Here is a 12,919-nt window from a genome sequence, read left to right as displayed (position 1 = left end):
CTTGCGTCGCTCGGTGAGGTCCCGGCCCACGGCGACCGCGCCGATGATGGCGCCCATGTCGTCCTTCATTGGCGACAGCAGCCATGACACCAGGATCGGCTCGCGATCACCGCAGATGAGCCGGCACTCGGTGGTGCGTGGCCCGGCGCGCCCGGTGAGCGTTCCCTCCAGGATGGCGCGCGCCTCTGCCTGCGCGCATTCCTCGCACAGCTCGTACAGCGGGCGCCCGCGGACGTCGGCGGCGGTGAGTCCGGAGAGGACCTCCGCGGCGCTGTTCCAGGTGAGAATGCGTCCGCCAGTGTCCACCGACAGCACGATGTCGCTGGCGCTCTCCACCACCGAGGCAAGGTGCCGCTCCACCCGGCGCACCTCGCCGGAGAGGCGCACCTGCTCGGTAACGTCCTCCAGGAACAGCATGGCCCGCTCGATGCCTCCCGGTCCGTCCAGGGGCACCACCGAGTAGTAGTAGATGCGCAGCGGAATGCGGGGCGCCCGATAGGTGATGCGCTGCCCGCGCAGCGGCTGGCGGTCGCGGAACACCTTGCGGATGCGCCGCAACATGTCCGTGTGCTCCAGGATGACGGACGGAAAGACGTCTTCGAGCCGCCGGCCGATGGTCTGCGCCTCACTGAGCTGGCTCTTGGCCAGGAAGTTCAGATTGACGCAGGTGATGTGAAGCGTCTCGTCCACCAGCAGCACGGATGACGGAATGGCATCGAGCAGTTGACGAAACTCCGCAGCTCCGGGCGGCACGCTCCCCGGCTTGATCATGTGAATACTGCCTCCTGTGTTGCCGAGCCATCATCAGCAGCGGCAAAGCTGTAGGGCGGCCAGGGACCGCTCGTAAGGAGCGCCTGCGGCCCGCCGGGCACGGCAACCGTTTGCAGTGCCGCGGCGAGCCGACGCTGGAAAGCCGGCAGACTCGGCCTCGGCACCAGGTAATACGCGGACAGTCGGCGCTCTCCCGCGAACCAGCCCTGCTCGCGATGCCGCCGGCGGTAGAGTCCGGCGAGCGCTTCGTCGAGCTGCTCCAACACGGCTTCCACCGCTGCCGTCACCTCTAGCCGGGCGCGGCGCGCGAGCAGGTAGTCCCGGCCGCTGCGTGGCGCTGCCGCCACGCCGGCGCCGGCGGCAGAGGCCTGCTTGCCGGCGCCGGCATCCGCGGGCAGCGGCAGCCGCACGCCCAGCTCGACGCAGTCGGACAAGGTCTCCAGCAGCGCCTCGTAGCGGTCGTGGTCGGCGCGCAGATGTGCGCGCACCGCGTCCGCATCCTCGAGCCTGCTCCCGTAGCGCATGGGCACCAGGTCGAGGTGTGCGTGGTAGTGCGCCACGACCTGCCCGTAGGCAAGCAGCGACGCCACATCGCTCGCGGCCGGCGCCGGCGCCGCGAGTGCGTTGAGGTCGCCTGCGTCCACCCAGCGGAGCCCGAGCGGGCCATCCGGCGGCTCCGGTGGCGGGCACGGACGCAGGTCCCGCGTCCGGCAGATGCAGTAGAGGTAGAGCATCACGCCCGTGGTCCGGTGAAGCTGTAGCCAGGCCAGGGGCCCTTACAGACGACGCTCAGCCCGTACCTGGCAAGCTCCGGCAGCGCGGCAGTGACAGTGCTCTGAAACGCATCCACCGACGGGTTCGGCACCAGGAAGGCCCAGTTGAAGGCAAGCGCCTGCCCGGTGGGCACCCGGCGCTCGACGAAGTCGGTGCTCGCGCGGCGCAGCGCCTGCGCGAGCGATGCCGCGGCCGCGCGCGCCCAGTCGCCGAGATCAGCTTCCAGCCCGCGGCGCAGCCGCTGCTCTTCGAGGTGTCGGCGACCGGGCATCGCGGAGGGCACGTAGCGACCCTCGGCGATGGCTTCGCGCACCCGTGCATCCAGCGCCGCGGCATGGTCGAGCGTTCCCTGCACGGCCCATTCCGAGCAACCGGCCAGCCGCCGCAGCGCGGTATCGATCTCGTGCTGGCGCCGCTCCATCTCGCGTTCGAGCGCGGCCCGCGACGAGAACAGCGTGCCGAACGGAAGCGGAAAGACCGCGGCGACCCGGTGCGCCGCTACCAGCACCGCCTGATGGCGCAACGCCCGTGGCCCCACCCAGGCGATGTCAGCGAGGTGTGCGTTACCTTGCTCCCCCTCGTAGTCGGCCCGCCGCACCGCGCTCACCAGGGCGATGAGCCCGGCATGACGGTGCAACTGCAGGCTCCGGTCCTCATCCACCGCCGGAAGATCCGGCGGCAGACCGCGTGGCCTCGGGCCAGCGAGGTCGTGCGTGAAGCAGTACAGGTAGACCGCGTCACGCACTTCCGGACCGGCTATCGTGGCCGGCACCGGGACACTGCCAGCGAGCGTCATGTCCGCCCCGAACCCAGCACCTCGGCAAGCGCCTGCTCGAAGTCGGCACGCTCCAGATGCACCGCCGGCAGGGATGCCGGGTCCAGCGCATCCGGCCCGTCGGCCTGCTCCACGGCACGGCGGATCGCGAACAGCGCCGCACGGTTGCAGATTGCCGCGAGCTCCGCGCCGCTGGCGCCGTCGGTGCGGGCGGCGAGGTCCGCAGCATCCACCACCTCGGCGCCGGGCTTCCCGCGCAGGTGCACGGCGAGGATCTCGCAGCGGTCCTGCTGGTCCGGCAGCGGCAGCCCGATGACCTCGTCGAAGCGCCCGGGACGCAACATGGCCGCGTCGATGAGGTCGGCGCGGTTGGTGGCGCCGAGCACGAACACGCCCTTGAGCTCCTCCAGCCCGTCCATTTCCGCCAGGAACTGGCTCAGCACCCGCTCGGAGACGTGCGAGTCCGACGTACCGGCACTGCGGGACGGGACCACGGCATCCACCTCGTCGAGAAAGATGATGCAGGGCGCCGCCTGTCGGGCCTTGTGGAAGACCTCGCGCACGCCGGCCTCGGACTCGCCGACGAAGCGCGACATCAGCTCCGGCCCCTTCACGGAGATGACGTTGACACCACTCTCGTTGGCAACGGCCTTGGCGATCAGTGTCTTACCGATGCCGGGCGGACCGGCCAACAGCAGCCCCTTGGGTGGCGCCACCCCCGCTTGCTCGAACAACTGCGGGTACTTGAGCGGCCACTCCACGGCCTCCACCAGGCGCTGCCGGACGTCCTTGAGGCCGCCGATATCGTCCCAGCCCACGTCCGGCACCTCCACGAAGACCTCGCGGATGGCCGAAGGCTCCACCTCGTGCAGCGCCGTCAGGAAGTCGTCCATGCCCACGGTGACGGTGGCGAGCCGGTCGAACGGCAGATCCTCCAGCGTCATGCCGATGTTCGGCAAGAGCCGGCGCAGCGTGCCCATGGCCGCCTCGCGGCATAGGGCCTCCAGGTCGGCACCGACGAAGCCGTGCGTGATCTCGGCAAGGTGGTCGACCGAGACGTCCTCGGCCAGCGGCATGCCGCGGCTGTGGATCTCCAGGATCTCGCGGCGGCCGGTGCGGTCCGGGATGGGGATGGCGATCTCGCGGTCGAAGCGCCCGGGCCGGCGCAGCGCCGGATCGATGGCATTCGGCAGGTTGGTGGCGGCGATGACAATCAGGTTCTGCCGCCGCGTGAGTCCGTCCATCAACGCCAGCAATTGCGCCACCACGCGCTTCTCGACGTCGCCCACCACCTTGTCGCGACGCGGCGCGATGGCGTCGATCTCATCCAGGAAGATGATGCTCGGCCCCTTGCGGGAGGCCTCGTCGAAGATCTTGCGCAGGTGCGCCTCGCTCTCGCCGTAGAACTTGTGGATGATCTCCGGTCCCGAGACGGTGTAGAAGGCGGCGTCCGCCTCTTGCGCGATGATCCGCGCAATCAGAGTCTTACCGCAGCCCGGCGGCCCATGCAGCAACACCCCCTTGGGTGCATCGATGCCGAGACGCTCGAACACCTGGGGATGCCGCAGCGGCAGCTCGATCATCTCGCGGATGCGCTGCACCTGGTGGCCCAGACCGCCGACATCCTCGTACGTCAGCGTGCCGCGCTGCTGCGCCCCGCCGGCGCCCTCCTGGCGCTTGCCGATGACGAGCGCCGTGGTGGGGTTGATGACCACGGCTCCGGGCGGGCTCGAGTCCTCCACGCGGAAATCGGCGCTACGGCTGCCGAACAGCGACGCGCGCACCAGGTCGCCCTTCACCACCGGCACGCCGTCCAGCAGGCTGCCGATGTAGGCCATATCGCGCTTGCCGGGCGTGACCGTGGTAGGCGTCAGCACGATGCGCGCCGCCGGGTTGTACGGGCACGGCGACACCTCTGCCTTTTCGTCAACGGCGATGCCCGCATTTTTGCGGGTGATGCCGTCGAGTTGCACGCAATTGTGCCCACGCATGTCCTGGTACGCGGGCATGACCTTGGCCACGCTGGCGCGCTTGCCGCGCACCTCCACCAGGTCGCCGAGTTGGAGGCCCAGGCGCTCGATGTCCGCCGGATCGAGCCGCGCGTAACCGCGGCCGGCATCCTTCGACAGGGCCTCCGCCACCTTGAGCTTGATCGGTTCTGCCATCGCTCCGCCCCCTCAGCCCAACCTGACCTCGAGGATGCCGTTGCGACAGCTATGGCTCATCGCGTCGGCATCGAAGCTCTTCGGCAAGAGCACCTCTTTGCGGTATTTCTTCTCGCCGTGAACGGCCTGGATGGACAGCACGTCACCATGGAGCTCCAATTCCACATCGTCCTCGCCAACGCCCGGCATCTCGGCCACCACCTGCACGTGGCCGCCCTCCTCGAAAACGTCCACCATGGGCTCGGTCACCTCATGCACCGTCGAGGCCCCGGTTGTCTCGTCGCGGCGGATGTTGCCGAAAGGCTCGACCTTGGGCCGAGACGCGCCCTCGCCGCCCTCGCCGCCCTCGCCAAGGCCGAACTTGACGGTGAAGCCGTAGACGCCCTTCACCTCTCGACCACGAGACGTGTTCGTTTCGAGCACGCCGGATTGCTTCAGCTGCTCGCCCGTCTCCGCCAGCTCGCCGAGCTTATCGAACAGGTCACCGAGTCCGCGCAGCATGCCCTCGATGCCACCGCCGTCAGACTTTTTCTCCACCATAGCCAATCTCCTCGCGTGTGATTTCAAAACGTTTCAGCTTGTTGTAGATGGTCTTGTAGTCCACCTTCAGCAGCCGGGCCGCCTCTGCCTTATTGCCATGGGCGTGTCGCAACGCCTTGACCAACAGCCGACGCTCTACGCGCGCAATGTTGTCACTGACAATCTGGCTCAACGACAACTCACCTAAATGCAAATCCCGTGCCTCATTGGGGGTGTCGCCATCAGCGCGCGGCCGGCTGCGCAGACGGATGTCATCGGCCTCGATCTCCGGCTTTTCGAGGAGACAGGTGCGGCGCACCACGCTGCGCAGCTCGCGCACGTTGCCGGGCCAGTCGAACGCCACCAGGCGTTGCTCCGCCGCATCGGAGAACTTCGGCACCGGGTGGCCCAGCTCTTCGGCGAGCTGGTGGCGGAATACCTCCGCCAAGTGCAGGATGTCGTCTGGACGCTCGCGCAGGGGCGGCAACTGCACATGGAACTCGTTCAGGCGATACCAGAGGTCGTCACGGAACTCGCCTTGCTCCACGGCGCGCAGGAAGTGCTCGTTGCTCGCCGCCACCACGCGCGCATCCACCGGGATGGGCGTCGTGCCGCCGACCCGGTAGATGGTGCGCTCCTGCAGCGCCCGCAGCAGCGCCGCCTGGGCCTTGAGTGGCATGTTGCCGATCTCGTCCAGGAACAGGGTTCCGCCGGCAGCGGCCTCGAACTTGCCGATCTCGCGGCGGTCGGCACCGGTGTAGGCGCCACGCTCGTGGCCGAACAGCTCGTTTTCCAGCAGATTCTCGGCAATGGCGCCGCAGTCCACGGCGACGAACGGGCCGCGGGCGCGGTGGCTGAATCGGTGGATGGTGCGGGCAATGAGCTCCTTGCCGGTGCCGGTCTCGCCCTGGACCACCACGGAGAAGTCGGTCGCCACCACCGGCGCCAGCTCGTCGGCAAGGCCGGTCACTGCGGCGCTCGGCCCCATCACACGGCTGAGCGACTTGCGCAAGCCCTCGCCGTCATGGCAGCCGCACGCCTGGGGTGCCAGACTCCTGTGCGCCTGCCGCGCCACCGCATCGCGGACCAGCGGCAGTACCTTGTTGTTGTCGAACGGTTTGGGGAGGTAGTCGACGGCGCCGACCTTCATTGCCTCGACCGCCTGGGCGACACCGGCAAAAGCGGTCATCATCACCACTGGCAACTGCGGATGGCTCTTGCGGATGCGCCGCAGGACCTCCATGCCGTCGCTCTCGGGCATCTTGACGTCCAGCAACAGGACATCGGGATTCAAACGGTTCACCAGGTCGAGTGCCGCGTTGCCGTCGTGGGCGATCTCGACCGCGATGCCCTCCCTCTCGAGCAGCCGTCCGAGCAAGCGGCAGATGTCCCGGTCGTCGTCGACGATCAGGGCTTGGGGTTGTTTGGCTTCCATCGCATCAGACCCCGGTCCTCTGCGCCCGGCCGGCGGGATACTCCACCTGGATGTCCGCCGCCAGATGCGACTCCAGGTCGTGTACCAGCCCCAGGAACAGAATGCCCGTCTCGCCGGGCGCGAGGGTCTGATCAATGCGTTGGGCGATAAAGTGGTCCCGGCGCAGCAGGATCTCCGCGGCCAGGCGCCGGGTCTCCTCCGCGATGCCGGAGGCATCTTCGCCGACCTGCTCCAACAATTGCTTTTGCAACTGGTACTCCTCCACTAGCAGCTCCGCCGACTCCGTGCCCATGAGCGCAGCACCCCGGTTCACCAGCCGCTTGACCAGCCGGTGGTTGCGACTGCCGCTGGCAGCCAGGTCATCGACGATGGCCGCTTCCTGCCCGCAGACAGGCAGCCCGTCCTGATAGACACGCCAGCCCGTCGTCATCACCGGGAGGGCAGCGGCGGCCTGCTCGATGCGGCCCCAAACCTCCGCCAGGGCTTGGTTGTGGCGCTGCCTGTCCATGGCGGTCGGTCGCGCCTGCGCTACCGCAGACGCGAGCCCGCCCAAGTCTTCGGGCGTGTGCACGATGGGGAAGAGGATCAGCCTGCGTGTGTGCGTCATCGGCGTGTCCTACCACCTTACAAAGACTTTTGTCTTATACGGGTTATAGTCTGATCGATGGACGGCGAGCTTTCAACGACAATTGGCGATATGTGTACATGTAAAGTTTTGTAAAATTTTAGATTTTGCAATTACCTATAGCCTCACGTTGGAATTGAGTGTGCGCTCCGGGAGCCCGCCGGAGCGGTGTTCGTGCACGCAAGTACAATGGGCCTCCTACCCCGGATTCGATCCAGCACCAACCGCCGTTCCAGGCCGCCGCGCCCGCTGCAGCCGACCCGCACAGACTTCCTCGCCATCCTCGACTCGAGGCATCCAGGCAGCGCCGCATGCTTGGTCTTATACTCCCTGGCCGCATGGGTCTCTGGGAAAAAGACCGGCTGATTCTCATATCTAGACTGACCACGCAACGGGCAATAATACCCATGTTTTTTAAGTTTTTCCCTTATGGTCACCGAAAGCGGGGCGCAGGGGGACTGCATCCTGGAGGAGGCCCGCGCAGAATTGCTCGCCGTGCTGCGCGCCGAGGCCCGAGGCGCCGACGATGAAGCCGACGCGGCCAGCCCGGCCACCGCCGACGCCGCGGCGACAAACAGGCGCGGGTCAGCCGCCGCCGGTGGCGCCGGCGACACCCAATCCGCGGTTGCAGGGACCCCAGAAGAGACCCCGGACCATCCACCCGGTGCTGTCGCTGACGCAGCATCGCGCCGGAGACGGCGCTCCCACAGCGCAACCGGCACCGCCCCGTGGGAGCGGCGTCCGCGCCGCGATCGGCAGCGCACATGTCGCATCGCATCAGGGACAGCGCTCCCACAGCGCATCACTTGGCACAGCGCGACGCGAAGTTTATAGTCCGGGCTCGGTTTCGGAGCCGCGGGAGAGACCGGCACGCCGCTCGGGTACCAGAACCCCGGGGCAGCGTCCGGCGCCGAAGGCGCAACACCGCCCGGAATCGCTCAGGCAAAAGGACCGCGGCACCATGTACCGACTCTGGAGAGCGGTCCCGCGCGCTCAAGGCGCGCGCGGGCCCACCGACGGGGCAGCAGCGGACTTGGGCAGACGACGATCGGTCATGTCCGCTGCAAACTCTCAGGTTCAGGACAGAGGGGCGGCGCGCGGGCCATGCAGCCCGTGCGCCGCCCCGTGTCCAACCACCGGGAGGCCCGCATGGGTTTCAGAACACCTCTCTACGATGCACACGTCGCCCTAGGCGCCAAGATCGTCCCCTTCGGCGGCTGGGACATGCCGCTGCACTACGGCTCCCAGCTCGACGAGCACCATGCGGTGCGCCGTGACGCCGGCGTCTTCGACGTCTCGCACATGCAGCCGGTGGACGTAATCGGTCCGGCCGCCAAGCCCTACCTGCAGTACCTGCTGGCCAACGACGTCAACAAGCTCGTGGAGCCCGGCCGCGCGCTCTATAGCTGCATGCTCAACCAGCACGCCGGCGTCGTCGACGACCTCATCTGCTACTACCTGGAACCCGGCCGCTACCGCCCGGTGGTGAACGCCGCCACTGCCGACAAAGACCTGGCCTGGATGCAGGCGCGCGCCGCTGGCTTCGACGTCAACATCACCCGCCGCGACGACCTCGCCATGCTGGCCGTGCAGGGTCCAAGTGCCCGCGGCAAGGCCGAGGCACTACTGCCCGCCTCCATCCGCGCCGCCGCCATGGCGCTGAAGCCCTTCCATGCCTTGGCGGGAGACGGCTGGCTGGTGGGCCGCACCGGCTACACCGGCGAGGACGGCTTCGAGATCATCCTGCCGGCCGCGGAGGTCGACGCGCTCTGGCAGGGGCTGCTCGACGCGGGCGTTGCACCCTGCGGCCTCGGCGCCCGCGACACGCTGCGGCTGGAGGCCGGCATGAACCTCTACGGCCAGGACATGGACGAGGACACCGATCCACTCGCCGCCGGTCTGGGCTGGACCATCGCCTGGACACCGCCGGAGCGCAACTTCATGGGCCGCAAGGCGCTCGAAGCCCGGCGCGAAGCACCCGACCTGCCGCGCTTCGTCGGGCTGCTGCTCACGGGTCGCGGCGTGCTGCGGGCGCATCAGCAGGTGCTGGTGGGCGGCGAGCCGGTCGGAGAGATCACCTCCGGCGGCTTCTCGCCGACGCTGGAGCGCTCCATCGCGCTGGCGCGCGTGGCGCCCGGCGTCGCCAACAGCAACGAAGTGGCCGTCGACATCCGCGGCAAGGCCGTTCCGGTACGGATCGTCAAACCCCCATTCGTGCGCAACGGCCAGCCCAAGATCGACCTTTGACTCGCCAACGGACCTTGAGTCCGGGGCGGCCGCCGGCGCTGGCGGCCGCCCCGATCAACGAGCCCCAACATCAGCAAATCTCCTAGGAGTCCCAGCATGAGCGACGTTCCAGCGGACCTGAAATACACCGACAGCCACGAGTGGGTGCGCGACAACGGCGACGGCACCGTCACTGTCGGCATCACCGACCACGCCCAGGATGCCCTCGGTGACCTGGTGTTCGTCGAGCTGCCGGAGGTGGGCAAGCAACTCGCCGCCAAGGGTGCCTGCGCCGTCGTTGAATCGGTGAAGGCCGCGTCCGACATCTACTCACCGCTGGCGGGCGAGGTCGTGGAGGTCAACGAGGCCCTGGACGGCGCACCTGAGACCATCAACTCGGACCCCTACGGCGAAGGCTGGATCTTCCAGCTCAAGCTCGCCGGCGACGACGCGGCGGCGGGTCTGCTCGACGCCGATGCCTATCAACAGGTGCTGGAGGACGAGGAGTAAAGGGCACACCGGCCCTCTTCGATCCGCCCTCGCGCCGTGCCCCACACGCGCACGGCGCAAAGAGACCGTGAAGGTATTGCTCGCAACTGCGATAACGAGCGAATCGTAGGCCGGGTTAGCGCAGCGTAACCCGACCTACACCGAATACTTTCACAGTCTCAGAGCCGGCCCCCAACCGAGCGCATCCAGCCGGGCACCCCCGGCCGAACGCGCCAATCCCAGAGCCCAACGCGACGCCCCAAGATGCCGTTCATTCCCCACACCCAGGCCGACGTGGCCGAGATGCTCGCCGCTATCGGCGTCGACAGCATCGAGGACTTGTTCGACGAAATCCCGCCCGAGCTGCGCGCCAAGGGGCTCGACGGCATCCCCGCCGGCCTGTCCGAGATGGACGTCGCGCGCCTGATGCAGCGCCGCGCCCGCGCCGACGGCCAGCCACTCTGCTTCATCGGTGCCGGCGCCTACGAGCACCATATTCCCGCCGCCGTCTGGCAAATCACCACCCGCGGCGAGTTCTACAGCGCCTATACGCCCTACCAGGCGGAGGCGAGCCAGGGCACGCTGCAAGTGCTCTATGAGTTTCAATCCATGATGGCCGCGCTGACGGCCATGGATGTCTCTAACGCCTCCCTCTACGACGGCGCCTCCGCGCTGGCGGAAGCCATCCTCATGGCGGTTCGCGCCAATCGCAAGTCGAAGAGCAAGCGCGTGTTGGTGCCGACGAGCCTGCACCCGTCCTACCGGCGCACCGCGCGCGGGCTGGTGGGCAACCAGGGCATCGAACTTGTCGAGGTGGATTTCGAGCGCGCCAGCGGGAAGACTCTGGTGGACGCCTTCGAGGCGGCGGCCGCTGACAGCGATTGCGCCGCCTTGGTGCTGCCACAGCCCAACTTCTTCGGCGTGCTGGAAGACGTGGACGCCGTCACTGACTGGGCACACGCGCGCAACATGCTGGTCATCGGCGCCGTCAATCCGGTGGCGCTGGCACTGCTCTCCCCGCCGGGGGACTGGGGCGGCACCGGTGCGGACATCGCCTGCGGCGAGGGCCAGCCGCTGGGTATGCCGCTGGCCTCGGGCGGCCCGTATCTCGGCTTCCTCACCTGCAAGCAGGACTACGTGCGACAGCTACCCGGCCGCATCGCCGGCAAGACCCTGGACGCCGACGGCAAGGTGGGCTACACGCTCACGCTACAGGCGCGCGAGCAGCATATCCGCCGCTCCAAGGCGACCTCGAACATCTGCACCAACCAGGGCCTGCTGGTGACCGCCGCCACCATCCACATGGCCATCCTCGGCGCCGAGGGCCTCGAGCGCGTCGCCGCCGCCTGTCACGCCAATACCCGCACGCTCGCCGGGATGCTCTGCGAGATCCCGGGGGTCGAGCCGCTGTTCGACGGCCCCATCTTCCACGAGCAGGCGCTGAGGCTCCCGGCACCCACCGCGGACGTGCTGCGCGCGCTGGCGGCACACAACATCCTCGGCGGCTTCGACCTCGGCGCCGAGTACCCGGCGCTGGACCCGGCGCTCTTGGTGTGCGCGACGGAGCTGCGCAACGAGGAGGAGATGATCGCTTTCCGGGACGAGCTGGCCCGAGTCATCGACGCCCGCGGCCAGGCCCACCTCGACTGATCCTACTGCCAACCAACCAAACAACAAGCGGAGAACCCCAATGGCCCAGACTGCACTCGAAGGCAATCCTGTCAACCTGGCCGGCGAGCTGCCGGGCGTCGGCAGCGCGGCGCCCGACTTCAAGCTCGTCGACAAGGACCTCGGCGACAAGTCGCTCGGCGACTTCGCCGGCAAGAAGGTCCTGATCAACATCGTGCCGAGCCTCGACACCCCCGTGTGCGCCACGTCCACGCGCAAATTCAACGAGTCCTTCGCCGGCCGTGACGACGCCGTCTGCCTGGTGGTCTCCGCCGACCTGCCCTTCGCCATGGGCCGCTTCTGCACCACCGAAGGCCTCGAGAACGTGCATCCGCTGTCCATGATGCGCTCGAAGAATTTCGGCAAAGACTACGGCGTGCTCATCGAAGACGGCCCGCTCGCCGGCATCACCGCCCGCGCCATCGTCGTGCTGGATGCGGACGGCAAGGTGATCTACACGCAGTTGGTGCCCGAGATCGGCCAGGAGCCGGATTACGACGCGGCGCTGAAGGCGCTTTAACAAAGAACGGCCGAGGGCTGACGACCAAGGGCCGGGCTCAGATCCGAGCACGCCCCACTCGCGGCTGTTCGCCCTCGGTGCTCATCTCTGTTGGGGCCTGTTCGGCCTCATGCCGAGCTTGCCGATAACATCAGCGTCTGCGCTGAGCCTGTTTTGAGTCCTTACGGAGCCTTGCATGCTGATCCAGGAACAATCCCGCACCGGCCGCACGGCCGCCGCCCAGGCGCCGCTGGAAATGGCCGATGTGTCGGACCTGCCGACCGGACTGCGCCGCAAGTCCCGCGCCGCGCTGCCGGAGGTCTCGGAGCTTCAGGCGGTGCGCCACTACACGCGCCTCTCGCAGCAGAACTTCTCCATCGACACGGAGTTCTACCCGCTCGGCTCGTGCACGATGAAGTACAACCCGCGGGCCTGCAACAGCCTGGCGTCGCTGCCCGGCTTCCTGTCCCGCCACCCGGCGGCGCCGGAGAGCCACAGCCAGGGCATCATGGCCTGCCTGTACGAGCTGCAGGACATGCTGAAGAGCGTCACCGGCATGCACGCGGTGTCGCTGGCGCCGGCGGCCGGCGCGCAGGGCGAGTTGGCTGGCGTAATGATGATCCGCGCCTACCACGACGCCCGTGGCAACCACGATCGGCGCGAGATCCTGGTGCCGGACGCGGCCCACGGCACCAACCCGGCGTCGGCCATCATGGCGGGCTTCCAGGTGCGCGAGATCCCCACGGGCGCCAACGGCGACGTGGACATCGCCGCGCTGCGGGGCGCCGTCGGCCCCCAGACCGCCGGCATCATGCTCACCAACCCGAGCACCGTGGGCGTCTTCGACCGCAACATCCAGGCCATCGCCGAGACGGTGCACGCCGCCGGCGGGCTGCTCTACTACGACGGCGCCAACCTGAACGCCATCCTGGGCAAGGTCCGCCCCGGCGACATGGGCTTCGACGTCATCCAC

At 68.1% G+C, this 12,919-nt stretch carries 11 protein-coding genes, 1 pseudogene and 1 riboswitch; of the genes and pseudogenes, 5 read left to right on the top strand and 7 right to left on the bottom strand.

Annotated elements, in window-relative coordinates; all coding sequences use genetic code 11:
* The 7 genes from LJE69_RS01275 to LJE69_RS01245 all read right to left on the bottom strand — a co-directional run.
* Positions 1–771 (bottom strand): PAS domain-containing protein (locus LJE69_RS01275; protein ID WP_296920498.1); only part of this gene is annotated, 771 nt, incomplete at its 3' end.
* Positions 768–1,505, bottom strand: coding sequence for a GvpL/GvpF family gas vesicle protein (locus tag LJE69_RS01270; RefSeq protein ID WP_296920501.1), 738 nt, complete (start codon positions 1,503–1,505; stop codon positions 768–770). The genes LJE69_RS01270 and LJE69_RS01275, both read right to left, overlap by 4 nt.
* Positions 1,505–2,317, bottom strand: coding sequence for a GvpL/GvpF family gas vesicle protein (locus tag LJE69_RS01265; RefSeq protein ID WP_296920495.1), 813 nt, complete (start codon positions 2,315–2,317; stop codon positions 1,505–1,507). The genes LJE69_RS01270 and LJE69_RS01265 overlap by 1 nt, the downstream gene beginning before the upstream one ends.
* Positions 2,318–2,337: 20 nt before the next feature.
* The gene (locus LJE69_RS01260) at positions 2,338–4,485 is read right to left on the bottom strand and encodes a CDC48 family AAA ATPase (protein WP_296920492.1); all 2,148 of its coding nucleotides are present in this window, start codon (positions 4,483–4,485) and stop codon (positions 2,338–2,340) included.
* A gap of 12 nt (positions 4,486–4,497) precedes the next feature.
* On the bottom strand, positions 4,498–5,025 hold the full coding sequence (locus LJE69_RS01255) for an Hsp20/alpha crystallin family protein (RefSeq protein ID WP_296920489.1): 528 nt from the start codon (positions 5,023–5,025) through the stop codon (positions 4,498–4,500).
* Complete coding sequence (locus tag LJE69_RS01250; protein WP_296920486.1) at positions 5,006–6,439, bottom strand: sigma-54 dependent transcriptional regulator; 1,434 nt, start codon at positions 6,437–6,439, stop codon at positions 5,006–5,008. The genes LJE69_RS01255 and LJE69_RS01250 overlap by 20 nt, the downstream gene beginning before the upstream one ends.
* Positions 6,440–6,443: 4 nt before the next feature.
* Positions 6,444–7,046 (bottom strand): hypothetical protein, encoded by a 603-nt coding sequence (locus LJE69_RS01245; RefSeq protein WP_296920483.1) that lies wholly within the window; start codon positions 7,044–7,046, stop codon positions 6,444–6,446.
* 864 nt (positions 7,047–7,910) lie between these two features.
* Positions 7,911–8,028, top strand: a riboswitch (glycine riboswitch).
* Between the two features lie 185 nt (positions 8,029–8,213).
* Between LJE69_RS01245 and gcvT the strand changes: the two genes are divergently transcribed.
* From gcvT to LJE69_RS01220, 5 genes and pseudogenes are all read left to right on the top strand, one after another.
* Entirely contained in the window at positions 8,214–9,311 is a 1,098-nt protein-coding gene (gcvT, locus tag LJE69_RS01240; RefSeq protein WP_296920482.1) for a glycine cleavage system aminomethyltransferase GcvT, read from the top strand.
* A gap of 96 nt (positions 9,312–9,407) precedes the next feature.
* Complete coding sequence (gcvH, locus tag LJE69_RS01235) at positions 9,408–9,800, top strand: glycine cleavage system protein GcvH (protein ID WP_296920479.1); 393 nt, start codon at positions 9,408–9,410, stop codon at positions 9,798–9,800.
* A 243-nt stretch (positions 9,801–10,043) separates the two neighbouring features.
* Positions 10,044–11,429, top strand: coding sequence for an aminomethyl-transferring glycine dehydrogenase subunit GcvPA (gcvPA, locus tag LJE69_RS01230; protein WP_296920477.1), 1,386 nt, complete (start codon positions 10,044–10,046; stop codon positions 11,427–11,429).
* A 40-nt stretch (positions 11,430–11,469) separates the two neighbouring features.
* The gene (tpx, locus tag LJE69_RS01225) at positions 11,470–11,967 is read left to right on the top strand and encodes a thiol peroxidase (protein ID WP_296920474.1); all 498 of its coding nucleotides are present in this window, start codon (positions 11,470–11,472) and stop codon (positions 11,965–11,967) included.
* Between the two features lie 175 nt (positions 11,968–12,142).
* Positions 12,143–12,919: pseudogene (locus LJE69_RS01220) on the top strand (aminomethyl-transferring glycine dehydrogenase subunit GcvPB); the annotation flags it as partial.

The sequence above is a fragment of the Thiohalocapsa sp. genome (genome assembly GCF_022340605.1).
In the GTDB taxonomy this organism is placed as follows: Bacteria; Pseudomonadota; Gammaproteobacteria; order Chromatiales; family Chromatiaceae; genus Thiohalocapsa.
The sequence above is the reverse complement of the archived record's forward strand: the minus strand, read 5'-3'. Positions and strand labels throughout refer to the sequence as shown.

Bases quoted from the DNA above. Each gene is read 5' to 3' on its own strand.
- LJE69_RS01270 (WP_296920501.1), bottom strand. From the start codon at position 1,505: ATGCTCTACCTCTACTGCATCTGCCGGACGCGGGACCTGCGTCCGTGC.
- LJE69_RS01260 (WP_296920492.1), bottom strand. From the start codon at position 4,485: ATGGCAGAACCGATCAAGCTCAAGGTGGCGGAGGCCCTGTCGAAGGAT.
- LJE69_RS01255 (WP_296920489.1), bottom strand. From the start codon at position 5,025: ATGGTGGAGAAAAAGTCTGACGGCGGTGGCATCGAGGGCATGCTGCGC.
- LJE69_RS01250 (WP_296920486.1), bottom strand. From the start codon at position 6,439: ATGGAAGCCAAACAACCCCAAGCCCTGATCGTCGACGACGACCGGGAC.
- LJE69_RS01245 (WP_296920483.1), bottom strand. From the start codon at position 7,046: ATGACGCACACACGCAGGCTGATCCTCTTCCCCATCGTGCACACGCCC.
- gcvT (WP_296920482.1), top strand. From the start codon at position 8,214: ATGGGTTTCAGAACACCTCTCTACGATGCACACGTCGCCCTAGGCGCC.
- gcvH (WP_296920479.1), top strand. From the start codon at position 9,408: ATGAGCGACGTTCCAGCGGACCTGAAATACACCGACAGCCACGAGTGG.
- gcvPA (WP_296920477.1), top strand. From the start codon at position 10,044: ATGCCGTTCATTCCCCACACCCAGGCCGACGTGGCCGAGATGCTCGCC.
- tpx (WP_296920474.1), top strand. From the start codon at position 11,470: ATGGCCCAGACTGCACTCGAAGGCAATCCTGTCAACCTGGCCGGCGAG.